Below are 22984 nucleotides of genomic sequence, written 5' to 3' on the forward strand. Positions count from 1 at the left end.
AATGACTTAAAACCCTTAAACTCATTAACTCTTTAACCCATTGATTATTAATAAATTAACGGCTAAAACAAGCAATACTTAAAGGTTTACTTTATCCTGTATTCCTCATCCCTGCAGCTATACCGTTGATAGTTAACAGTATCATAGCAGTAATTTCTCTTTTATCTTTTACACTGATATTCTCTTTCCTTAACTTTGTTAAAAGGTTTACCTGAATATAACTTAAAGGGTCAACATAAGGATTTCTTAACTTTATAGAACGCTGCAGGAGCAGAGATTTATCTAAAAAATTCTTTTGGCCTGTAATTTTTAGAACCATCTCTTTTGTCAACTCATATTCATTTTCAATTATATGGAATATAGGTTCTCTCATCTTCTTGTCTTTTAAAAGCCCTGCATACCTTATCGCAATCCTCATATCAGCTTTTCCAAGAGTCATCTCTATATTGTCTATTATTGCTTTAAAAAATTGCCATCTTGAATACATCTCCTTTAAGGTTTTAATATTTTCTCTTTGATTTTTAATATAGTATCTGTAAAATGCTGTACCAACTCCAAACCATCCAGGCAAAACATGCCTGTTTTGCATCCACGCAAAAACCCACGGTATGGCTCTTAAATCTCCAATCCTTTTTCCGGGTTTCCTCTTTGCAGGCCTTGAACCTATGTTCAGTTCCCCAATCTCTTTTATAGGTGTTGCAGTATAAAAGTATTCAATAAAATCCTTTTTATTTATGAACTCTCTGTAGATTTTATATGATGTTTCTGATAATTCCTCCATAATCTCAGCCCATTCTTTTTGTCTTTTTAGAATCTCTTCAGATTCTTCCCTGCCCACTGTTGACAGAATAACTGCAGAAGTCACAGCCTCTAAGTTTCTCATTGCTATTTCCGGAAGCGAGTATTTAGATGATACAACTTCACCCTGCTCTGTTATCTTTATTTTCCCGTTAACAGTACCTTTGGGCTGAGCCAGAATCGCCTGGTTTGTTGGTCCACCGCCTCTTCCGACAGTTCCGCCTCTTCCGTGAAAAAGTTTCAGAGAAATGCCATTTTTCCGGGCAATCCTTGAAAGCTCAATCTGAGCCTTGTAAAGCTCCCAGTTAGAAGCCAGATAACCTCCGTCCTTGTTGCTGTCTGAGTATCCCAGCATTATCTCCTGTATCATCCCCCTTGCTTTTAAATGTTTTCTGTAACACTGGTTTTCAAAAAGAACAGACATAATCTCAGGAGATTTTTTCAAATCACGGATTGATTCAAACAAGGGTACAATATTGAGTTTGCTTATAACTTTTCCGTTTCCATTCCTTGTGTATAGCCCACTTGCTTTTGTCAGGTACAATACCTCAAGCACATTGCTTGCAGAACAAGTATTGCTGATAATATATGTGTCTATTGCCTTAGAAGATATCTCATCGAGCATTCTTTTAATGTTTTTAAATGTGTTAATTATTTTTCTTGTCTGGTGGGAAAGACTGATTGAGTTAAATGGACTATTATCAAATGAGAGCCTTTTTATCTTATCTGTCAACACACTGATTTTTTCATCTTCGTCAACTGTTATATAATCACTCTCAAACCAGTTTAAATTCTTTCCTATCTCAGCAATTGCTAAAGTATGCTGTTTTGAATGCTCTCTGATATCAAGTTTGGCAAGATGAATGCCAAACAGCTCAACCTGTCTTATAAGTTTTGTCAACTCGCCAAAAGCAATCCTCTCGCCGCAATGTGAAATTATACTTTCTTTTATTAGATTAAGGTCATTTAAAAGCTCATTTTCGTCTCTGTAATAACATTCAATTCTTTTTCTGTTTTTGTCTGGAGTTCTATTCCTGTTATATTCAATAGTGTTTCTTATTTTCTGAAGAATAAAAGCGAGCTTCCTTCTGTAAAGTTCACCACGGTTTCTCCTGATAACCATTTTTACAAAATCCGGCATTTCTTTTTCATCAGCCTTTAATGACTTTAGCAGTTTTCTGCTTACGCCTGTAATCCTTGTTGAAATGCCCAGAGATTTAATCAGCAATTCAACTGATACCCTGTATTTTTCAAGTATCATCTCTTTCTGCATTCTCAGTGCGGATTCCATAACATTATCATCAACAAGCGGATTTCCGTCCCGGTCACCACCAATCCATGAACCAAAGCGAAGGAACGTTGGAATTTTGAAGTCATGCCCGCCAAAATTATTTTTGAATTCATAGTTTATTTCATCATAGAGTCTTGGCAGTGTATCAAAGAAAATATCATCAAAGTAAAAAAGCCCGTTTCTTATTTCATCAAACACTGTTGGTTTTTCATGCCTTATCTCATCGGTTTGCCATAAGGCTGTTATTTCCCCGTATATATCATCAATAATCCTGTCTTTTTCAATTTGAGGCAAATATTCTTTTTCCAGCGAACAGAGGAGAATGGACATTCTCTTATGCTTATTTAAAATTGTCCTCCTCATCGCCTCAGTAGGGTGGGCAGTAATTATGAGTTCCGTTGCTAGTTTTTTAAAAAGACTTTCTATCTTTTTTAATGTTAAGCCTTCTCTTCTCAGTATAGCGGCAACCTCTGCCACTGAACCGGGCTGCGGTTTCGGTTCATCCATAACAAGGTACGCTCTTCTTCTTCTGATTCTGTGGTTTTGCTCTGCAATGTTTACAAGCTGGAAATATATTGAGAATGCCTTTATTATTTTATTGCTGGTCTCATTATCCATTTTTTCAATTTTTTTTATAAGTGCTTTTTCAAGATTTGCAGAAAATTCCGAGCGCAGTTCTTTACAGAGGATTCTTACTGATTCTACTGAATTGAAAACTTCAATTCCTTCCTGTTCCTTCAGGATGTTGCCGAGCGCATTGCCGAGAAAATACACATCTTTTCTCAGAGGCTCGTCTTTTTGAAATCTGCTGTTTTTTTTCATTTGAAGAAAAACGAAACAAGAAAAGAATTTAATTTGAAATCTTTAATCTTCTTTTTTACCTGTATTCTTCTGTGAATCTGACGCATATGGGCACCCACCCGGAGGAGGACCCTGAAGACTTGAAGAACCTGAAGATTTTGGAACAAAATTTACTTTTCCGTATCTCTTTAATTCGTTTACCATATCAGCAGTTGATTCATTCTTTTTTGTTGAAAAATTTGAAAGGACCCTTTTCATCCTCCTGCTGCCGCAACTGCTGCATTTACGGCTGAAAAATTTAAACTCATCCACCTTTTCAATAAATGTTGTTGTTCTACTGCATTTCCTGCACTGGTACTCGTAAACCGGCATCTTTTTGCTCCGCAATTTTTTCAATTTCAGATATTTTCTTTCTTATTCTGAGCACTTCAGCTACAGACCACGCCTGAGCCATACAGCCCTTTGGTGCATATGGCTCACTGCCATCAAAATATTCAGAAATAAATCCGATTCCGGTATCTTTGATATGCTCAGAAATAGGTTCTATCATCACTTTTACCCGGTTAACAGCTTCAAGAGAATTCTCCTTAACCTTCAGATACGCATCAATGAAAAACCCGAGCAGCCATGTCCAGTAATGAATCTGCTGCTGAGAACTGTCAAACCGTAAAAAGTCAGGCTTCTGAATAATCCCGCTATTTGTCACAGTTCTGGGAAAATCTTTTATTCCAAGCGGTGAAAAGAGTTTTGCATGAACAGCATTAACTATTCTGTTTTCTTTTTCTCTCGGGAGTATTGAAAAAGGCAGTGCAACTGCTATTATCTGGTTCGGTTTCAGAAAATTATCTGTTTTGTTCTTCCCTATTGAGTCGTACAGATAGCCCTCTTCTTCAAACCAGAATTTATTCAGGAATGACTCCTTTACTTTTTCAGATATTTCCTGATACTCATCTGCTGGCTTCCCAAGGGATTCTGCAATTTCAGCGGCAATCCTTAAAGAGTTGTACCACAGGGCTTGCACTTCAACTGTTTTGCTAAATCTTTGAAACAAAGGAATCTCTTCATTTCTTGCATTAAACCATGTAAGCTTGTACCTGCTTTCTTTTGAGAATATCAGCCCGTCATCATCCATCAATATTCCAAAATCAAGACCTCTTTTATAGGATGAAATTATTTCTTCAATGGTCTGCCAGAGATATTTATTTATAAAATCTGAATCTCCGGTAGCCTTAAAATAATTATAGCAAGCCACAATGAACCACAAAGATGCATCGATGCTGTTGTAATGTGGGGTTTCTCCCCATTCAGGAAAATTGTTTGGTATTAACCCGTCTTTTATGTTCTTGGCAAAAGTAAGAAGAATCAGTTTTGCGTCAGAAAAGCGGTTTGTAACAAGGCAAAGACCATTAAGGGCTATCATCACATCTCTTCCCCAATCGCTTAGCCAGTGATAGCCTGCAAGTATTGTTTTCCCATATTTTGGAAATACTTTCCTGCTATCGTTTATAGCCCTGTCAACAACAAAGCAGTCAGATGCTCTTACAAGGGTTGTCTGAATTTCATCAATTGCACCTGAGTTTTTTACGATTTTTTCAATCCTGGCAGATTCATCTTTTCTTGCCCTTTTCACATCAAAATCTTTTGGCACCTGCTTATCGCTTATAACAATTGAAATCTCTGCATCCCCTTTAACAGATGTTATGAAATAACCAATATTGTACAAATCCTCTATATAATCCAATCCCCTTGCTCTCTCAACTTCATACTCAAAACTCTTGTACCAGTATCCTCCCGGAGTAAAACTTAAATCCTTCCCCTGCACATAAATTGCAGGAGTATCATTGTAAGGCTCAATACTCACATTATAATCTTTGACTTCAAGGCCGGTATTAAATCCCTTGTTCTCTTTCATAAGCCAGTGAAAATCCCTGCATGCTATCAGAGGGGAAATTATGAAGCTGATTTTTCTGCTGGAATTGTATATTTGGTATGTAACAACAGTTGTATTTTCACCATTTATCATAAAAATCTCTTTCTCAATAATTATATCTTCTATGGAATAAGTAAATTTCGGGAAAGGATCCTGTTTGAACCCCTGCATAAAAAGATATCCCTGAGGGTGAATTGTCTTGGGGTAACGGTTTGTGGATAAAAGGTAGGATATTCCCTTGATACCAACAACTTCTTCAAGCTTCGAAAGAAGAACCATCCTTCCGAGAGGAGGCCTTGTTGCTGCAACCAATAATCCGTGGTAGCGCCTGGTATTGCATCCAATAATAGTTGATGATGAATACCCTCCGATTCCGTTTGTTACAAGCCATTCCTTTCTTGATGCAATCTTTAAATTCCCTACCACATCCTTACCAAAGGAAATCATATGGCAACCTCTTTTTGTCATTAAGGGCAAAACTCTGAGTGTTTTTATCTTAAATCTAATTCTTGCAATTCACTGCAGCTTTCCCTAAAAACTTTGCCGCAGAGCCCAGTTCTTCTTCAATTCTGAGAAGCTGATTATATTTTGCAATCCTGTCAGTCCTGCTTGCTGACCCGGTTTTAATCTGTCCTGTGTTGGCAGCAACAACAAGATCAGCAATTGTTGTATCCTCTGTCTCTCCTGACCTGTGAGAGACCACAACAGTATATCCTGCCTTTTTAGCCATTTCAATTGCTTCTAAAGTCTCTGTCAGAGTCCCAATCTGGTTAACCTTAATCAGTATGGAATTAGCCACTCCAAGATTTATCCCTCTCTTTAACCTCTCCGTATTTGTAACAAAAAGATCATCTCCAACAATCTGGATTTTTCCTCCAAGCTCGTCAGTCAGCATTTTCCATCCCTCCCAGTCGTCTTCTGCAAGACCATCTTCAATCGAAATAATCGGGTATTTCTTTATCCACTTTTTGTAAAACTCAATCATATCTTCAGATGATTTTTTTGAGCCATCAGATTTTTTAAAAACATATTTCTTATTCTCATAAAATGAACTTGCCGCAGGATCAAGAGCAAGGCAGACATCCCTGCCTGCTGTGTATCCTGCCCTGTCAATCGCCTCAAGTATAACTTCAACTGCTTCTTCATTTGACTTCAGGTTTGGAGCAAATCCTCCCTCATCCCCAACTGCTGTGTTGTATTTCTTTTTTGAGAGTACTTTTTTCAGGCTATGAAAGACCTCAGTTCCCATGCGAAGCCCTTCTGAAAATGATTTTGCCCCAACAGGCATTATCATAAATTCCTGAAGGTCAACATTGTTATCCGCATGAGCCCCACCGTTTAGTATGTTCATCATAGGTACTGGCAGAGTCTTAGCGTTTGTCCCACCTAAATACCTGTAAAGAGGAATTCCCAGATAATTTGCAGCAGCCTTGGCCACAGCAAGAGAAACTCCGAGTATTGCATTTGCTCCAAGTTTTTCCTTGTTTTTTGTGCCATCTAACTCTATCATTTTTCTGTCAATTTCTACCTGGTTGAGAACATCCATCCCCTTGATGGACTTTGCTATGAATCTGTTAACATTACAGACAGCCTTCAGTACTCCCTTTCCGTTATATCTGTTTTTCTCACCGTCTCTAAGCTCAACAGCCTCGTGTTTACCTGTTGACGCGCCCGAAGGCACAGCAGCCCTTCCAATGACTCCACAGGCTAATTTTACATCCACTTCTACAGTAGGATTCCCCCTTGAATCAAGAATCTCTCTCCCCTTCACTTCTACTATTTCTCTCATCTGGTCCTCCTTAAGAAGAAATTAATTATTACAAATATTTTAAATTTTAATCTCAATAAATCCTTAATTTTTTATTATAGCATTTAAGAATTACGTGTCAAATCACAAATTCTTTAATAAGAAATTGATTTTTGGATTATTCTTTGCTTAAAGAGTGAATATGGAAAGCTGGAAAGATAATATTTATTTTATTCTTGTTGAGCCTATCGAACCGGGAAACATAGGTGCCTCTGCCCGCGCAATAAAGAATATGGGCTTTAAAAATCTCTGCCTTGTGAACCCTCCTTTTTTAATGACAAAAGAAGCAAAACTCTTTGCATATAATGCCCTTGATATTCTGGAATCAGCAAAAATTCATAAATCACTTTCTGATGCAATCAGCGATAAATCAATTATTTTAGGAACAACAAGAAGGCTTGGTAAAGCCCGCGGGATAATTTTTCCTGTTAACGAAGGAATAAATAAAATATTTGATGTTATAAACAATAACAAGGTTGCAATTCTTTTTGGGAGAGAGAACAAGGGACTCTTAAATGAAGAAATAGATGAATGTGGGTTTCTGTTAACAATTCCAACCAGTAAAGAACACCGCTCATTAAATCTCTCACAGGCAGTCCTGCTTGTTGCCTATGAACTCTCAAAGGCAGGAGACACAGACAAGAACGAAGGCTGTACACACGACAAACTCCTTGTTAACCACAAAAAACTTGATTTTCTTCTTGATAGAATATCACGCACCCTTGACCTTCTTGGATATATTCCAAAAGGTGATGACAATTTAAAAGAGAGGATTATGTGGAATTTAAAACATTTCATCGGAAGAGCCGGCATTGCCGAGTGGGAACTGAATATGCTTCACGGAATATGTACGCAGATTGAGAAGAAGGTAAAAGGAGAATAATTGACAATCCACTTTAAGTAGAAATTATCTTCAACACCTCCTGAAGAATATTATCCTTGCTTATTTTCCTAACCTCTTTGCTTCTCCTGTCCCTGATTTCCAGTTTTCCTTCTTTTAAAACCTTCTCACCTACGGTAACCCTGATAGGAATACCTATGAGGTCAGAATCCTTAAACTTCACACCAGGCCTGTCATCTCTGTCATCAATAAGGACATCCACCCCTTTTTCTAAAAACTCATTATAAATCTTCTCAGAAACCTCAACTGTTTCCTTGTGGTTCATATTAAGAGGCAGGATTATAACCTTAAACGGCGCTATCGGAAGGGGCCAGATGATCCCATCAGTATCGTGGTTCTGCTCAATTGCAGCAGCCATTGTCCTGCTCACTCCTATGCCGTAACAGCCCATTATCATCAAACACTCTTTTCCCTCTGAATCAAGAAATATAGCTTTTAAGCTCTCGCTGTACTTTGTTCCAAGCTTAAAAATATGCCCTACCTCTATCCCTCTGGTAAAAATTAATTTTCCATGACACCTCGGACAGGGATCATTCTCTCTTGTATTCCTTAAATCATAAAATGTATCTATATTAAAATCCCTGCCAAGATTTACATTTATATAATGCTTATCAGGGGAATTTGCACCGGTAACAAAATTCGCCATCCCTTTTACAGACCTGTCAGCTATAATCCTAATCCCTGAAAGCCCTACAGGACCAGCAAATCCCTTGGGAGATTTTGTTGCCTTCTTAACCATTTCATCACTTGCAAGATTTATCTCTTTGCAGTTTAATATTTTCTTAAGCTTGAAGTCATTAACCTCGCAATCCCCTTTTACAAGAACAGCAACAGGCTTACTATCAGCAACATAGATTAATGTTTTCACCAGATTACTTTTTTCACATTTCAAAAACCCTGCAACCTCTTCAACTGACTTAAGTCCCGGTGTCTCCACAATTTTAAGAGTTTCGAGTTTCAAGTTTCGAGTTTCAAGTTTCTCATCCTCAGTACTCTTTACTCCTGATTCCTCACTTTTGCCTTTTGCCTTTTGCCTTTTGCCTTCTTCTTCACCAACTTCCGCCCTTTCAATATTTGCCGCATAACTGCATTTATCACAGCTTGCAATTATTTCTTCACCTGTATCTGCAAGTACCATGAACTCGTGTGAAAAAGAACCTCCAATAGTCCCTGTCTCCGCCTCAACAGCCCTGAACCTCAAGCCACACCTTTCAAAAATTCTTGAATATGCCTCGTGCATCTTCCTGTAAGTTTTTTCAGCCCCCTCATTATCCGCATCAAAGCTGTAGGCATCCTTCATTGAAAATTCTCTCGCTCGCATAACCCCAAACCTTGGTCTTATCTCATCCCTGAACTTTGTCTGAATCTGGTAGAGATTTAAAGGAAGCTGTCTGTAGGATTTGACCTCTTTCCTTACAAGGTCTGTAATAACCTCTTCATGTGTAGGACCAAAACAAAAATCCCTGTTGTTCCTGTCCTTTATACGCAGAAGCTCTTTTCCGTACTGTTCCCACCTTCCGCTTTCCTGCCACAGTTCAGCAGGCTGAATCGCAGGCATTAAAAGCTCTATTGCCCCTGCCCTGTTCATCTCCTCCCTGACGATATTCTCTATCTTCTTTATAACTCTGTAACCAAGTGGCAGAAAATTATATATCCCTGATGACAATTTTCTTATCATTCCGGCTCTGAGCATAAGCTTGTGACTTACAACCTCTGCTTCTGTCGGTTCTTCTTTTAAAGTAGGTATTAAATATTTACTCCAGCGCAATTTATTCTCCTTACAATTACTCCATAGCTTCAAAGGAAATCCTAATCAACTTGTCTGTTCAACAATCTCAAGCTTAAAGGGAATATAGCTTTGTATTGCTTTAAAATCTTTCCCATTCTTTGTAAACAATATTGCTCCAATTTTCCATGCGGATATGGCAATAAATACATCATTAGTCAACGAAGCAGATTTCTTCACATCATAACCCATTTTTCTTTTGAGAGTATTCAAGATGTTTCCAGCAGTTATATAATCCTGAAGAGGATGGAGAACAATTCTATTACTCTTCTCGCTGATATACCTTAATTTTTCTATAATTTTTCTTTCCTCATCTCTTTTACATCCAGCAAGAAGCTCTGTGATTATAATTGGAGCAAGATATTTAAAATATCCATCTCTTAAAAATATTTCCTCATGAGTTCCTTTATTGAAATAGTCAATATAAATATCCGTATCTACGATAACCTTCAACTATATACCTTCTCAATTTTAGTTTTTCCTTTTGATTTTTTAAGAAGCTTGTTTATCTTAGCTTCCTCAGCTAAATATTTTAGCGCATAAATTATTACCTCTGTATCTGTGTTTTTTCCAACATACTTTTTTGCTTCTTCAATTAAACCCTGCTCAAGAATTATATGTTTATGTTTTAAGGGCATTTCTACCACCTCCATTTTATGTTCATGTATTATTATATTATGTTCATCAATTTGTCAAAGAAAAATATTTCAGTATGCTAAAAAAATCATCAAATTCTGTAAAAGTAAAATTTTTTGATGCACATATCCCTCTTGATGTACTACCATACACAAAAGAAGAATTAGAAGAAATGAAAAAATAAGGAGAAATCTCAGGTCTTGAAAGAATATGGAGTCCTCTGGCAGGATATTGACTGGCAATTTAGAGGTGAAAAAGGAATTGGAATGAAAATCTCAGGAGATGACAGCAATCTGGTCAATATAAAAAGTGCTGTAATTTCTCTGCTTAAAAGTTATCTTGATTGTATTGCAAAGAAAAAAGATATGAAATTTACTGAAGATGATGAGAAAAATATGTTCTCTTTCCGTTTCAGGCTCTCTGAATTTATCCTTGTAAAAGACTCGAGCACAAAAATCTGCTTTGAAAAAGGAGTTCCTCTTGAAACTCTGTCACCAATGATTTTGCCGCCTGTGGTAAGATTTTGATTCCATTTCTTCTAACCCTCTTTCCTTGGGGGGAGAATAAATTGCTCATTTCCTTCTTCTGCCTCAATGGCTGAAAGATCTAAGGTAATTGGTAAATTATTTTTTTGTCCTGTCTGTTACAAAACTCTCAGATCTATCTGATTTCTGTTTCTTTGTAATAAAATGCCAAGATATCTTTGCAGGAATATCCCTTTTTAGCCATGCTGTATGCACCCCACTGGCTCATGCCAACTCCATGACCGAATCCTCTGCCAGAAAATTCCACCAGATTTCCCTTTTTCCTGATTTCACACAGCGTACTTTTCATATTATAAGGCCCGATTTTCAGGCGAAATGTATTGCCGTTAAGTTCAAGTTTGCCTCCTTGATGAGATATTGAAACCTTGACAATCCTTCCATATCTACTCTTTTTTACAGGAACTATTTCAAAAATTTTACTGACTTTTATTCCGTTGTCATTAAGTAGTTTTTCAAGTTCTATCAATTTTATAGAATATGACCATTTATAATCCGGAAAGTCTATGCTGAACTCATCCTTATTCTCATCTAAATATGGCAAATCAATACCCCAGACATTCTCTGAATCCTCAAGAAAGCCACCGCTGTTTGAGTGAAAATAGGCAAGAATTAACTTTCCTTTATATGTAATAACTTTGCCTTTTGTAAGGTCAACAGCGTTGTTGCTTGTTTTATTCTCTTTGTCAAACCCTCCATAAACCTGTGAAAATTTTGTTGCATCAAGGTCAAATGGTTTATTCCTGCTCAGCTTTGCTCTGAACAGGGCATAGGTTCTCGATGCTATTGCCTGCGCCTTAAGGGCTTCAATATTCCAGTTCGGACTAACCTCCTTAGGAAGTACGCCATAAAGGTATTCCTCTATGTTTAGCCTGTTTATTATTAGTAACTCATCATTGTCCTTTAATGCAGTTATCTTCCCTCTCAAATGTTTTCCGTCTATAGTTATCAAATGGCGATTTTCAGGCTCAATGGTTATCTGCTGAAAAGGAGAATCTTTTGAATCAACAACTATACCGTTCTTTGATACTGATATTTCTGTTTCTCTTTTTGGTATACAATTATTGATTCCTGAAAAATAAAATATTTTAATTCCTTCCTTTGAACCAATCCTGAAACTTTTACCTCTTTTGAAAACAACCCTTATCTCTTCATTTGAATAGTTTTTTCTCCATTCTAAAGACTGTTTCCCCAATGATATTTCCATGATATAATCTTCACACTGCCGAAGAATAAGTTCTGCTGTTTCTCTTTGTTCTGCATCAGGATAATTCATCAGAAAATATTTCAGCTTATCCTGAGACTTTGTGTAATCACGCATTTCAAAAAAAGCTTTACCAAGTTTTAAGTAAATTTCTCCTGAATTATTTTTATCAACAGAAAGGAATAAGGCTTTATTATACTCCTCTATTGCTTTTTCATAATATTCAAAAAAATCTCCGTAAATATCCCCTTTGATTTTATGGGCAAGGGCAATATCAGGCTTCTTATCTGACGTGTCAATGACCTCTTTTGCGAGTATTGAAGCCCCGATGAAATCATTCTTAGCCAAAAGTTCTCTTGCCCTGTCTATCCTGAAGTCTATTTTTGTATTATTATCCGAGAAGGAGTTTAATGAAGGAATTACAAGAAATATTATTAATATAATAGATTTTGCTGGCTTTTTCATTAATAGTCTTTATCTTTGGAAAATTCCAATTGCATTTATGATTTTACCTGCCCCTTTTACATAAAGCTCAATATTTTTATTTCCAAAAAACATCTGCGCTGATGGACCTCCGTCAAGATTCAGAGAGTCATTGCACCCCAATCTTTTCATCACTTCAGCAAGTTCATAGAGAGACAAGCCGTTAAATCCTGTTTCGCTTGCAAGCATCAGAATCTTTTTTTCTTTTGTCAATCCTATCGCTGTACGAGGGAGTAGTTTAAATTCATTAAATACTGAAGGCTTGTCTATCCTTATCTCTCCATCTTTAACCAACACAGGACCCGCCTGAACTGCCTGTAAAATATCAGGAGATTTTTTATAATTTTCCTTGTAAATGATTTCTGCTGTTCTATCTTTTTTCACCAGAAAAACTCCGTTTATTCCTGCAAGCCACTTTGAGATTTCACGCCCGTCAGCAGTCAGTATCCCGACAGGTTTCAGGCTTTTCTTATCTTTTTCATAGTCATAGTATCCCCCTGTCACTGCACCAATAGCACCTGACTTTTTCACAAGGTCTCTTATATCAGCCCCCATCTTTTCTCCGTAGTCATGGCAGTAAACAAGACGGAGTACGGTATTTTTTGGGTCAATTCGCAAAATCTTAATATTTACTTTCTGGACTCTATCTATGAACCCTGTCTCTTTTTCAACATCTTCTTTTCTTAATCCGATTCCGTACCAATCAGGACGATGCAATGCGATTTCCTTAATCTCAACTCCATCAGCAACAATTTTCCAATTTTTCTCAGAAAATAGCCCATCATAATTAAGTTCTCTGCTTATCTCTTTTGCAAAGGAACAAGGCAGAGAAAAAATTAAAAAAATAACTGCTAATAGTTTTATGAATATATTTTTTTGATACATTTCGCCCCTGCTGTTCATTTTTCGCTATTCACTTACTTCAAATTCAAAAATCCTAACGATACACTCTCACTCAAGCCTTCCCCCATCAACAGGGCAGAATTCCCAGGATTTTTCATAATAGATGTGTGTATTATTTATTGTGCAGCGTTTGTATTTTTTTATCTCTTCAGAATTTTTATTATCCCTGCTTTCGATATTAATTTTTTCTTCTTTTGTTTCCTTTATTTCAGGCTTTTTACCTTGTTCTCTTTTATCTGTAGTTATATCACCCTTGAAACCTTCAAGTTTTAATCCGTTCTCACTGCCAGACTTAACAAAAGTGATTTTATTTATATCCTTAATTTCAAATATCATTCTTCTGCTCTCAGAAAATCCAAAAAACTCACCATTTAATTTAAAATCATTCTTCATCCCTTTTATCATCTCACCGTTTTCCATTAATATGCTTATTTCATTGCTGTTAAAACCAATCTCTTTCACAACAGAGAAATAAATTTTATCCCAACCCTCATTTCTTCTTTTTAACAAGAAATCATTCTTCTCTGTAAAAAAACCATCACTCCAGTTCAGCATAACATTTTTAATATAAAATTCTTTACCATCTTCTTTCAACACAGTCGCATCAATAGAATAAGATAAAAAAGGAATTGATAAAAAAGCTGATACTGCAAATAGCAAAGCTATAATTTTTTTTAACATTTGATATTACTCCAGATTGAGTTTTAACATTTACTTGAATTTTGAGTTTTGTAATTTGACATTAATCTGCCTGCCCTTTATGGCTTATATAATAATTCAATCTCGTCATATCTGAAGACAGGTCCATCCGTACAAACATATTTATCATCTATTCTGCAGTGTCCGCAGAATCCAATGCCGCATTTCATCTGACGCTCAAGAGAAGTTATAATATCTCTTTTGTCAAGCCCGTTTTTGAGCAGGGAGGAGAATACGGAACTAAGCATTGCGTTGGGACCGCATACAAAAGCAGTTGTACCAAGAGGATTAATTTTAAAATTATCAAGAAGTAATCCAACTACCCCCTTTTTCCCTTTCCAGTTCTCATCAGGAAAATCAACAGTTGTTTCAATATTTACATCATTTTTCTCTGACCATAGATTTATGTCATCTTTAAATGGCATGTCCTGCGGAGTCCTTGCTCCAAACAGGATATCTATTCTCCCAAATGACTTTCTTTCTAAAATTAAAGCCTCAACCAATGGTTTCAATGCTCCCATTCCCATTCCGCCTGCAACAATAATACTGTCTCTGTTTTTAAGTGCATTAATATCAAAACCGTTTCCAAAAGGTCCACGGATACCAAGTTTATCTCCGGGCTTCATTGAGAATAACTGCGTGGTTAATTTTCCGACCTTTGCAACCGTTACCTCAATCTTTCCATCTCTTGCAGGAAATGACGAAAAAGCAAATGCAGCCTCACCATACCCAAAAACAGAAAACATCATAAACTGCCCGGGCTTATATGCAAAACAATTCTCATTGGAAACAGAAAACACGAAGGTTCTGATATCTCTTGCCTCTTCTTTGAAAGATTCAATTTTTGCTATTATTGGAAGATATTCATTGTTCATCTTTTCATATCCCATAAATCCAGACAATCAATCGCAGGCTAAAGACTGCGGCTACATTTTGGTTCTTTGTTTTTGATTTTCATCAACACCGCTCCTGTTCCTATATCACCTAAGCATACCACATCACACCGACCACACCCGGTGCATCCGGCGCTGCTGTACCGTTCTTCAAAATATTTTAGCCTGTGCATAAATCTGTATTTCAATCTTTCGCCAGGTGTAGGAATAGGGTTATATGCGTGAACCATTCTTGAAAACCCTGAAAACAGACATGAATCCCAGTACCTGTATCTTTTGATTAATTCATTTTCAAAGTCTTCAATTGTATTATAACAGGTACAAACAGGACAAACATAGCAACACCCTCCGCAGTCCTGACAGCTTAGTGCAATATTCTCCCATGCCTTAGAGCTAACCTTCCCCTTTCTTAGATTCTCTATTGTTTTCGCAAACGGATTGTTTCTTTTTATCTTTTCTTCTAAAATTTTAACATTCTCTTCTCTTAACTTGAAATCTCTCTTTTCTGTTTCACTAAACAGTAACCTGTTTTTTTTTAATATTTCTTTTCCCGCTTCAGTCTCTGCCTCTATAAGATATCCGTCTTCCAAGCCTGAAAGCCGTAAATCATAGCCATCACAATAAAGCGTCTCTCCGGGAATGGCTGTGCAGAAACACTCGGGAGCACATTCATTACAAAGAAAATTAACAACTACTGTGTTCTGCCTGAGTTTCTGATAGTAGGAGTCTGTTCTTTCTCCAGAAAAAAACCTGTCAACTCCATTTATAGCTTTCAAATCACATGTTCTTATCCCAAAAATCAGCTTTTTCCTTGTTTTCCTCTCTTCCTTATCAACTAAAGTTTTTAATTCATTCAAATCCATCTTGAACATCAGCTCTATCTGCGGGAAAAAAAATCTTTTTGGAGACTCAACAGCATTTATGTAATCAAGGGTGATATCAGAGGAGTTTTTTATATGGTTAAAAAATATATCCCCTCCTGTCTTTACAGGAGCTATCACTTCAAATTCACTGCACAGTGAATCAATGAGTTTAAATAAATTCTCTCTTGATATTTTTTTTATCTGCAACTTCATAATGTTTCTACATTTTCTCAATCTTTACACTGCAGACCTTAAACTCTGGTATCTTAGCCTCCCTGTCAACTGCAGGGTTTGTTAAAAGATTTGCAGCTGCCTCAGCAAAATGGAATGGAATAAACACAACCCCTTCAGGAACCCTTTCAGTCACAAGCGCTTTTGTAACAAGCTCTCCCCTCCTTGATATTATCTTCACATTCTCACTGTTCTTGATTTTTCTCTTTCCCGCATCAAATGGATTTATCTCTACAAATCCTTCAGAAACTTCCCTTTCAAGCGTTCCAACCTTTCTTGTCATTGTGCCAGTATGCCAGTGATAATAAATCCTTCCTGTTGTAAGCACCATCGGGAATTCCTTATCAGGAACCTCATCAGGCTCAGTAAACTCAACTGGATTGAAATACCCCTTCCCCCTTGGGAATTCTTTTTCATGCAGATATGATGTTCCTTTAGAATTTTTGTCAGCACAGGGCCATTGGAGATATTTTTCCTTTTCAAGTCTTTTGTAATTAATGCCACCATAAATAGGCGTAAGTGAAGCTATCTCGTCCATAACTTCTTCAGGACATCTGTAGTCCATTTTTAGCCCGAATCTTTTGCTTAACTCACTTATTATTTTCCAGTCAGGAAGGCTTTCTCCAAATTCAGGCACAGCTTGCCTTATTCTCTGAACAGCCCTGTCAGTATTTGTAAAAGTTCCGTCTTTTTCAGCAAAACTTGCAGATGGCAAAACCACATCTGCTATCTCAGCAGTTTCAGTCATAAACAATTCGATAACAACAAGGAATTCAAGTTTCTTGAGCGATTCTTTAACGTGATTGATATGAGGGTCTGAAAGTAGTGGATTCTCTCCCATTATAATCAGCCCTTTAATCTTTCCACTGCCGGCGCCATCAATCATTTCTGTAATGGTCATTCCCGGAGTATCAGGAATCTTTACTCCCCATGCCTTTTCAAATTTTTCTCTTACTTCTTTGATATTGACTTTTTGGTACCCAGTAAGAAAATTTGGAAGTGCTCCCATATCACATGCACCCTGCACATTGTTATGTCCCCGTAATGGGTTTACTCCTGTAAATTGTTTTCCAATGTGTCCGGTTACCATAGCTAAATTGGCAAGCCCTGTAACATTGTCAGTTCCTGTTATATGCTGGGTAATTCCCATACCGTAAACAATCATTCCGGTTTCCGATTTTGCATAAGCCTCTGCTGCCTGGTACAGAAGCCTTTCAGGAATGCCTGTTATCTTTTTAACCTCTGAAGGAGTATATTTTTTTACTGCAGAAACCAGCCCCTCATAGTTCTCAGTCCTGCTCTTTATAAAATCTTCGTTAACCCATCCCTCATCAACTATTATCTTTATCATACCGTTTATCCATGCAACATCTGTTCCGGGTTTCTGCCCGAGATAAAGATAAGCAAACCTGCTTAAAGGAATCCTTCGCGGGTCAACCACTATCAGCTTTGTTCCTTTTTCAACTGCCCTCCTTATTTTCGCACCAACCATTGGATGCTGCTCTGTCGGATTCGAACCTGTCAGAAGTATCGCTTTAGCATCCTCTATTTCGTTCTGGCTGTTTGTCATTGCACCAGACCCAAAAGCCTTTACAAGCCCTGTAACAGTTGATGAGTGGCATAGCCTTGCGCAGTGGTCTATATTGTTGGTGCCTATCGCTCCCCTTGCAAATTTCATCATCAGATAATTCTCCTCATTGGTAGCTTTTGCTGAAGAAAATATCCCTATGCTTTCAGGACCGTACTTAATTATCAGTTTTTTAAATCTGCTTACAATTTCATCAAGCGCCGTTTCCCATGAGATTTTTCTGAACTTATCCTCTTTTTTTATGAGCGGGCTTGCAAGCCTTCCATGTCCCCTTAAAAGCTCAGGGATAGTCCATCCCTTTGCGCACAAAGTGCCTTTGGTTACATAATGGGAGCGCTGCGGCGTAACTCCGATTACATGGTCGCCTTCAACATTCAAAAACATGCCACACCCACATCCACAATAAACACATATAGTAGGAACTCTTTTCATAAAAAATCTATTTTTCTTTTTTGATCATACCAAAAATCTCTCTAACAAAATATTATCCTTTATTATTTTTCTTCAACATCCCAATTGTTTTCTTGTTTTGGTCAATATTTTTTCAATAGACTCTCATTTTTTACAATTCCCTTGACAAAAGTATGTCATGGGGTTTATTTATATTAGTAAAAGGATAGCATGATATGCAAAAAATAATTATTACATTATTATTCATTTCCATTCTTATTTTCCAACCTCTTTTTGCAAGCGCGGATGAATATGACAGAAATGAGGCTTTTGTTTCTTGGAAACTTATGGCATATTCCTTATATCCCTTTGGGTATACATTGGAAAAACTAATTGTTAAACCGGGACACTGGCTGTTCTCGCTTCCTTTTCTTAAAGATATATCAGGACATGAAGAATTAAGCAAGAGTCTGGTTTCCATGGATTCGGAAGACAATTTTGAATCATATGAGAAGCTTAAATCACTTTACCTTGAGACCAAAAGTCAGACTGAAAAACCAGAAAAAGTTGCTCAGAATGCTGAAAACCTTGCTTCTGCAGAAGAAGCAATTACTGATAATGCCAAAAAATTTGCCGCAAGGGCAAGAACATCAGCTGCAAGGGCTGAGAATTCTGCTTCTCAGTCAGAAGATGCAGCTATAAAAGCTGAGGAGGCTGCCGGCAAAGCTGAACTATCAGCCCAGAAAGCTGAAGCCGTATTCAATAAACTGTTACAAAAGTAACCAAGCATCACCTCTCTTAATAACAATCCTCTAAACCATACCTGATTACAGTCCGAAAGAATTTTTGTTCTTAAATCGCAAACAAAATTTTCTATGGGCATCAAAAACACATTTAATGAAAACAAATTCAAACAAGTGACCCTTATTGTTTTTCTTGCCCAAATCTTAACAGCAGGGTGCCTGTTTATAATTTTAAGCGCAATGATTCTGACTGTTCTGATTTAATATCTTCTCAATCTGATATTTGAGAATTTCAATCTATCCAGTCTGAACAGATTCTATCTCCTCCAAAATTTCCCTTGCTGCTCTGGCTGGATCAGACGCATTTCGTATTGGTCTTCCTACAACAATGAAATCTGAGCCTGAAATAACAGCTTCTGAAGCGGTTGCAGTTCTTTTCTGGTCATCAGGAGGAAAATTTTTCCCTCTGATTCCCGGAGTAATAACTTTAAAATTTCTGCCACACTCATTCTTTATAATAGAGATTTCCTTTGGAGAGCAGACAACACCGCCAAGACCTGAATCTTTTGCAATCTTTGCAAGGACTGTTACCTCATCAAGAACCGGGTTGATGATTCCCAATTCCTTAAGCTCTTCATTGCTCAAACTTGTAAGTATGGTTACAGCAATAATCAAAGGATATGTTATTTTCTCTTTCTCACATACATTTCCAACATCTTTAACCACCCTCTTCATCATTTCTCTCCCGCCAAGGGCATGAACATTAAAAATGGAAACACCGAGCCTTGCTGCCTGAATCCCTGCTTTTGCAACTGTAGTCGGTATGTCGTGGAATTTCAAATCCAGAAAAACCTTTGCTCCATGACCCAATATCTTTTCAACAACCTTTGGCCCGCATTTGGTGAAAAGCTCTTTCCCGACTTTAAAAATACCAACATAATCCTTAAGCCTTAAGACCCATTCCTCGGCCTCTTTAAGACTTTCTACATCCAAGGCAAATATAAGTTTATTTTTGGCGTTCATTTAATGTGTTTATATTTTATTTCAATTTTGATATTAAAACTAATTAATTATTTATATTATCCTGATATTTAAAGTCAAAGGAATTTGAAAATATTTTATCAGGTAAGTCACTTGACATAATTTAAGTTTTAACCCTTGACTGAACAGATTTCTTATTATAAAAATATTCCGCTGTTTTTGCAGCAAACACCTAAAATTAAAAAATCATGAAAGATAATAAAAAATGAAAGAGAAAAATACCAGAGATAAAGAAAACGAACCTCTTGATGAAGTGATTGAAACTACTTCCCGTATCCCTGTCAAACTGCTTTATACACCTTCAGACCTGAGCAAGCTTCAATACGAAAAAGACCTCAGCTACCCTGGTCATTACCCATTCACAAGAGGGGTTCAGCCAACAATGTACAGGGAAAGGCTTTGGACAATGCGTCAGTATGCCGGATTTGGGACAGCAGAAGAATCTAATATCAGGTACAGATATCTTCTGGAACAGGGACAGACAGGCTTGAGTGTTGCTTTCGACCTTCCAACACAAATGGGCTATGACTCAGACCATCCATATGCAACAGGAGAAATTGGAAAAGTAGGCGTTGCAATAGATTCTCTCGAGGATATGGAAATTCTTTTTAATAAAATACCGCTTGACAGAGTCAGCACTTCAATGACCATCAATTCTACAGCAATAATACTTCTGACAATGTATATGGCTGTTGCTGAAAAACAGAAAGTTGAAGTAAAAACCATATCAGGAACAATTCAGAATGACATCCTAAAGGAATATTTTGCCAGAGGGACATATATTTTCCCTCCAAAACCATCAATGAGGATTATCACTGATATTTTTGCCTTCTGCAAGGATAACCTTCCAAGGTTTAACACAATAAGCATCAGTGGATATCATATAAGAGAAGCTGGCTCTTCTGCAGTGCAGGAAATTGCCTTTACCCTTGCCGATGGTATAGCATATGTAGAAGCTGCTTTAAATGCGGGGCTTAAGGTTGATGATTTTACCAAGCGTATTTCGTTCTTTTTTAATGTGCATAATAATTTTCTTGAGGAAATTGCCAAATTTAGAGCAGCCAGAAGGCTATGGGCAAAGATAATGAAGGAACGATTCGCGGCACAGAACCCATCCTCATGCATGCTGCGATTTCATACCCAAACAGCAGGATGCACCCTGACCGCCCAGCAACCTGACACAAATATTGTAAGGGTAACACTTCAGGCTCTTGCCGCAGTACTCGGAGGAACCCAGTCACTCCACACCAACTCAAGAGATGAAGCATTAGCTCTTCCCTCAGAAGAATCTGTGAGAATTGCTCTGAGAACCCAGCAGATAATAGCTTATGAAAGCGGAGTAACAAACACTGCTGACCCTCTTGGCGGATCATATGCAATTGAAAATCTTACTTCTGAAATTGAAAGAAAAGCTCAGGAATATATAGACAGAATAGATAGCATAGGTGGAATGTTAAAAGCCATTGAATCAGGCTTTGTACAGAGAGAAATTCAGGAAAGCTCTTATCTTTACCAGAAAAAGATTGAAACCAGAGAGCAGATAATTGTTGGATTGAATCAATTTCAGCGAAAGGAAGAACCACCGCAAAACCTTTTAAGAGTAAACCCTGAGACAGAAAAAAAACAGATGGAAAAACTCCACCGTCTCAAAAGCACAAGAGATTCATCAAATGTAAAATCCAGACTTAAACGGATTGAAGACGCTGCAAGAAAAAGTGAAAATTTAGTGCCGGTAATATTTGACGCAGTCAAGGATTATGCTACTTTAGGAGAAATATCAAATGTCCTTAGAGCCGTTTTCGGAGAGTATAAGGAGCATATTGTTTTCTGATGTTAAATAAAATTAATCATATAGGCATAGCTGTTAAAGACCTTGAAAACACAAAGGAGTTTTATAAAAATATTCTGAGGCTTAATCCTTCTAATGTTGAATCTGTTCCATCCCAAATGGTAAATCTTGTTTTTTTTCAGATTGGAGATACAAGAATAGAGTTTCTTGTAGGAACATCTCCTGAAAGCCCGATTTCAAAATTCATTGAAAAAAAAGGAGAAGGAATACATCACATCTGTTTTGAGGTTGACAATCTCAGAGAAACTTTATCAACGCTCCGGAGTTCCGGAGTTGAACTGATAGATAAAGAGCCAAGAACCGGAGCTCACGGAAAGTTAATTGCTTTTCTCCATCCCAAAAGCACCAATGGAATTTTAATAGAGCTGACTGAGAAGAATAAATAGGTAGTTATAAAATTTTAAATACTAAATCCGGGGGCCTTAACAAATTCAAAATTCATATATTAGAATTCAGGATTTATGAAATTAAAAAAAAGTTTTCAGAAAGGGTAAAACGGGGATGTATATTGCAATAATGGCTGGTGGAAAAGGTACAAGATTCTGGCCTCTCAGCAAAGGGAAGCTTCCAAAACAGCTTTTAAAGCTTACTGGAACAAAAACCATGCTGCAGTTAACTGTAGAAAGAATTCTTCCTGTTTCAAAACCAGAAAAAATCTTTATTGTTACAAATATCGAATACGGAAAGGAAGTTTCAAAACAACTCCCATACATTCCTAAAGAAAACATACTTAAGGAGCCTGAAGGAAGGAATACAGCTGCATGCATTGGACTGGCATCTGTGCATATAAATAGAATTGACCCTTCGGGAAACATGGTGGTTTTGCCATCAGACCATTTCATAACCGAGCCAGAAGGATTAAGAAAGCTTTTATCTTCAATTGATAAAACCCTTAGAAAGATGGATTGTCTCTTTACCATAGGATTCAAACCAACTTATCCTGAGACAGGTTACGGGTATATTCAGCTTGGAGATAAAATAGGCAAAACGAATTCTCGCAGGATATTTAAAGTCATAAGATTTACTGAAAAGCCCGACCATAAAACAGCTAAAATGTTTCTCCGCACAGGGAAATACCTCTGGAACAGCGGAATTTTTGTATGGAAAGTAAAAACGATTTTAAATGAAATCAAAAAACATCTCCCTAATTTATTTAACGGGCTCATGGAAATAGAAAAATCCATAGGTAAAACCAGCGAACATAGGGTCATTAAAAAAATTTATAACAGTCTCGGTAATATCTCTATAGATTATGGTATAATGGAAAAATCATCAAATATTGCAGTAATTCCATCACAAATTCACTGGAAAGATATTGGTAACTGGAATTCTCTTGAAGAAATTTTAAAAAAGGATTCAACAAATAATATTTCCGTAGGGAAAAATATATTAATTGATACAAATGATTCTATAGTTTTCAGCACAAATCATATTATAGCTACTCTTGGGGTCAAAGATTTAATAATAGTGCAGGCAGGAAATGCTGTCTTTGTCTGCCACAGAAAAAGAGACCAAGATGTGAAAAAGATTATTTCTGCTCTTGAAAAAATGAACCTGAAAGACTACCTCTGAAAAGAAAATCCCGTTCTTGAAGTTACAAGAACG

Annotated in this window: 20 protein-coding genes; 6 read left to right on the plus strand and 14 right to left on the minus strand. The window is 37.1% G+C overall.

What is annotated here, in order from left to right:
- Positions 1–91: 91 nt before the first annotated feature.
- From A3H37_03415 to A3H37_03430, 4 genes are read right to left on the minus strand one after another with little or no spacing between them, the layout of a single operon-like run.
- The gene (locus A3H37_03415) at positions 92–2911 is read right to left on the minus strand and encodes a phosphoenolpyruvate carboxylase (protein ID OGL50871.1); all 2820 of its coding nucleotides are present in this window, start codon (positions 2909–2911) and stop codon (positions 92–94) included.
- Between the two features lie 42 nt (positions 2912–2953).
- A complete protein-coding gene (locus A3H37_03420; GenBank protein OGL50872.1) occupies positions 2954–3202 on the minus strand; it encodes a hypothetical protein in 249 nt (82 codons plus the stop codon).
- A gap of 22 nt (positions 3203–3224) precedes the next feature.
- On the minus strand, positions 3225–5267 hold the full coding sequence (locus A3H37_03425) for a hypothetical protein (GenBank protein ID OGL50873.1): 2043 nt from the start codon (positions 5265–5267) through the stop codon (positions 3225–3227).
- A 55-nt stretch (positions 5268–5322) separates the two neighbouring features.
- Positions 5323–6609 (minus strand): phosphopyruvate hydratase, encoded by a 1287-nt coding sequence (locus A3H37_03430; protein OGL50874.1) that lies wholly within the window; start codon positions 6607–6609, stop codon positions 5323–5325.
- Positions 6610–6769: 160 nt separating this feature from the next.
- Here A3H37_03430 and A3H37_03435 point away from each other — a divergent pair, with 160 nt between their 5' ends.
- Entirely contained in the window at positions 6770–7510 is a 741-nt protein-coding gene (locus A3H37_03435) for a hypothetical protein (protein OGL50875.1), read from the plus strand.
- 13 nt (positions 7511–7523) lie between these two features.
- Here A3H37_03435 and A3H37_03440 read toward each other — a convergent pair whose 3' ends face one another.
- From A3H37_03440 to A3H37_03450, 3 genes are read right to left on the minus strand one after another with little or no spacing between them, the layout of a single operon-like run.
- Positions 7524–9296 (minus strand): proline--tRNA ligase, encoded by a 1773-nt coding sequence (locus tag A3H37_03440; protein OGL50876.1) that lies wholly within the window; start codon positions 9294–9296, stop codon positions 7524–7526.
- A 45-nt stretch (positions 9297–9341) separates the two neighbouring features.
- Positions 9342–9767: a hypothetical protein gene (locus tag A3H37_03445; protein ID OGL50877.1), complete on the minus strand. Its 426-nt coding sequence runs from the start codon at positions 9765–9767 to the stop codon at positions 9342–9344.
- On the minus strand, positions 9764–9952 hold the full coding sequence (locus A3H37_03450) for a hypothetical protein (GenBank protein ID OGL50878.1): 189 nt from the start codon (positions 9950–9952) through the stop codon (positions 9764–9766). Before A3H37_03450 ends, A3H37_03445 begins: the two co-directional genes overlap by 4 nt.
- Before the next feature lie 198 nt (positions 9953–10150).
- Here A3H37_03450 and A3H37_03455 point away from each other — a divergent pair, with 198 nt between their 5' ends.
- A complete protein-coding gene (locus A3H37_03455; GenBank protein OGL50879.1) occupies positions 10151–10477 on the plus strand; it encodes a hypothetical protein in 327 nt (108 codons plus the stop codon).
- 133 nt (positions 10478–10610) lie between these two features.
- Here the strand turns inward: A3H37_03455 and A3H37_03460 are convergent, their stop codons facing one another.
- From A3H37_03460 to A3H37_03485, 6 genes are all read right to left on the minus strand, one after another.
- Positions 10611–12161, minus strand: coding sequence for a hypothetical protein (locus tag A3H37_03460; GenBank protein OGL50880.1), 1551 nt, complete (start codon positions 12159–12161; stop codon positions 10611–10613).
- A 9-nt stretch (positions 12162–12170) separates the two neighbouring features.
- Complete coding sequence (locus A3H37_03465) at positions 12171–13064, minus strand: hypothetical protein (GenBank protein ID OGL50881.1); 894 nt, start codon at positions 13062–13064, stop codon at positions 12171–12173.
- Positions 13065–13130: 66 nt separating this feature from the next.
- Positions 13131–13763, minus strand: a complete 633-nt coding sequence (locus A3H37_03470) for a hypothetical protein (GenBank protein OGL50882.1) — start codon at positions 13761–13763, stop codon at positions 13131–13133.
- A 77-nt stretch (positions 13764–13840) separates the two neighbouring features.
- Complete coding sequence (locus A3H37_03475) at positions 13841–14656, minus strand: hypothetical protein (protein OGL50945.1); 816 nt, start codon at positions 14654–14656, stop codon at positions 13841–13843.
- Positions 14657–14694: 38 nt separating this feature from the next.
- A complete protein-coding gene (locus A3H37_03480; protein ID OGL50883.1) occupies positions 14695–15750 on the minus strand; it encodes a hypothetical protein in 1056 nt (351 codons plus the stop codon).
- A gap of 7 nt (positions 15751–15757) precedes the next feature.
- Positions 15758–17788, minus strand: coding sequence for a formate dehydrogenase subunit alpha (locus tag A3H37_03485; protein OGL50884.1), 2031 nt, complete (start codon positions 17786–17788; stop codon positions 15758–15760).
- 194 nt (positions 17789–17982) lie between these two features.
- Here A3H37_03485 and A3H37_03490 point away from each other — a divergent pair, with 194 nt between their 5' ends.
- On the plus strand, positions 17983–18528 hold the full coding sequence (locus A3H37_03490) for a hypothetical protein (protein OGL50885.1): 546 nt from the start codon (positions 17983–17985) through the stop codon (positions 18526–18528).
- Between the two features lie 258 nt (positions 18529–18786).
- Here the strand turns inward: A3H37_03490 and A3H37_03495 are convergent, their stop codons facing one another.
- On the minus strand, positions 18787–19512 hold the full coding sequence (locus A3H37_03495) for an orotidine 5'-phosphate decarboxylase (GenBank protein OGL50886.1): 726 nt from the start codon (positions 19510–19512) through the stop codon (positions 18787–18789).
- 223 nt (positions 19513–19735) lie between these two features.
- On the opposite strand from A3H37_03495, the gene A3H37_03500 reads away from it, so the two are divergent.
- The 3 genes from A3H37_03500 to A3H37_03510 all read left to right on the plus strand — a co-directional run bounded on the left by A3H37_03500 (position 19736) and on the right by A3H37_03510 (position 22951).
- Positions 19736–21361: a methylmalonyl-CoA mutase gene (locus A3H37_03500; GenBank protein OGL50887.1), complete on the plus strand. Its 1626-nt coding sequence runs from the start codon at positions 19736–19738 to the stop codon at positions 21359–21361.
- Positions 21361–21765 carry a methylmalonyl-CoA epimerase gene (locus A3H37_03505; GenBank protein OGL50888.1) on the plus strand — a complete coding sequence of 135 codons (405 nt, stop codon included), beginning with the start codon at positions 21361–21363 and terminating at the stop codon, positions 21763–21765. The genes A3H37_03500 and A3H37_03505 overlap by 1 nt, the downstream gene beginning before the upstream one ends.
- Positions 21766–21880: 115 nt before the next feature.
- Positions 21881–22951 (plus strand): hypothetical protein, encoded by a 1071-nt coding sequence (locus A3H37_03510; GenBank protein OGL50889.1) that lies wholly within the window; start codon positions 21881–21883, stop codon positions 22949–22951.
- The last annotated feature ends 33 nt before the right edge of the window (positions 22952–22984 follow it).

This window comes from Candidatus Schekmanbacteria bacterium RIFCSPLOWO2_02_FULL_38_14, from assembly GCA_001790855.1.
GTDB lineage: Bacteria > Schekmanbacteria > GWA2-38-11 > GWA2-38-11 > GWA2-38-11 > 2-02-FULL-38-14-A.

Coding starts and splice junctions, on each gene's coding strand:
- A3H37_03415 (OGL50871.1), bottom strand. CDS start 2,911: ATGAAAAAAAACAGCAGATTTCAAAAAGACGAGCCTCTGAGAAAAGAT.
- A3H37_03425 (OGL50873.1), bottom strand. CDS start 5,267: ATGATTTCCTTTGGTAAGGATGTGGTAGGGAATTTAAAGATTGCATCA.
- A3H37_03430 (OGL50874.1), bottom strand. CDS start 6,609: ATGAGAGAAATAGTAGAAGTGAAGGGGAGAGAGATTCTTGATTCAAGG.
- A3H37_03435 (OGL50875.1), top strand. CDS start 6,770: ATGGAAAGCTGGAAAGATAATATTTATTTTATTCTTGTTGAGCCTATC.
- A3H37_03450 (OGL50878.1), bottom strand. CDS start 9,952: ATGCCCTTAAAACATAAACATATAATTCTTGAGCAGGGTTTAATTGAA.
- A3H37_03460 (OGL50880.1), bottom strand. CDS start 12,161: ATGAAAAAGCCAGCAAAATCTATTATATTAATAATATTTCTTGTAATT.
- A3H37_03465 (OGL50881.1), bottom strand. CDS start 13,064: ATGTATCAAAAAAATATATTCATAAAACTATTAGCAGTTATTTTTTTA.
- A3H37_03470 (OGL50882.1), bottom strand. CDS start 13,763: ATGTTAAAAAAAATTATAGCTTTGCTATTTGCAGTATCAGCTTTTTTA.
- A3H37_03475 (OGL50945.1), bottom strand. CDS start 14,656: ATGAACAATGAATATCTTCCAATAATAGCAAAAATTGAATCTTTCAAA.
- A3H37_03480 (OGL50883.1), bottom strand. CDS start 15,750: ATGAAGTTGCAGATAAAAAAAATATCAAGAGAGAATTTATTTAAACTC.
- A3H37_03485 (OGL50884.1), bottom strand. CDS start 17,788: ATGAAAAGAGTTCCTACTATATGTGTTTATTGTGGATGTGGGTGTGGC.
- A3H37_03490 (OGL50885.1), top strand. CDS start 17,983: ATGCAAAAAATAATTATTACATTATTATTCATTTCCATTCTTATTTTC.
- A3H37_03495 (OGL50886.1), bottom strand. CDS start 19,512: ATGAACGCCAAAAATAAACTTATATTTGCCTTGGATGTAGAAAGTCTT.
- A3H37_03500 (OGL50887.1), top strand. CDS start 19,736: ATGAAAGAGAAAAATACCAGAGATAAAGAAAACGAACCTCTTGATGAA.
- A3H37_03505 (OGL50888.1), top strand. CDS start 21,361: ATGTTAAATAAAATTAATCATATAGGCATAGCTGTTAAAGACCTTGAA.
- A3H37_03510 (OGL50889.1), top strand. CDS start 21,881: ATGTATATTGCAATAATGGCTGGTGGAAAAGGTACAAGATTCTGGCCT.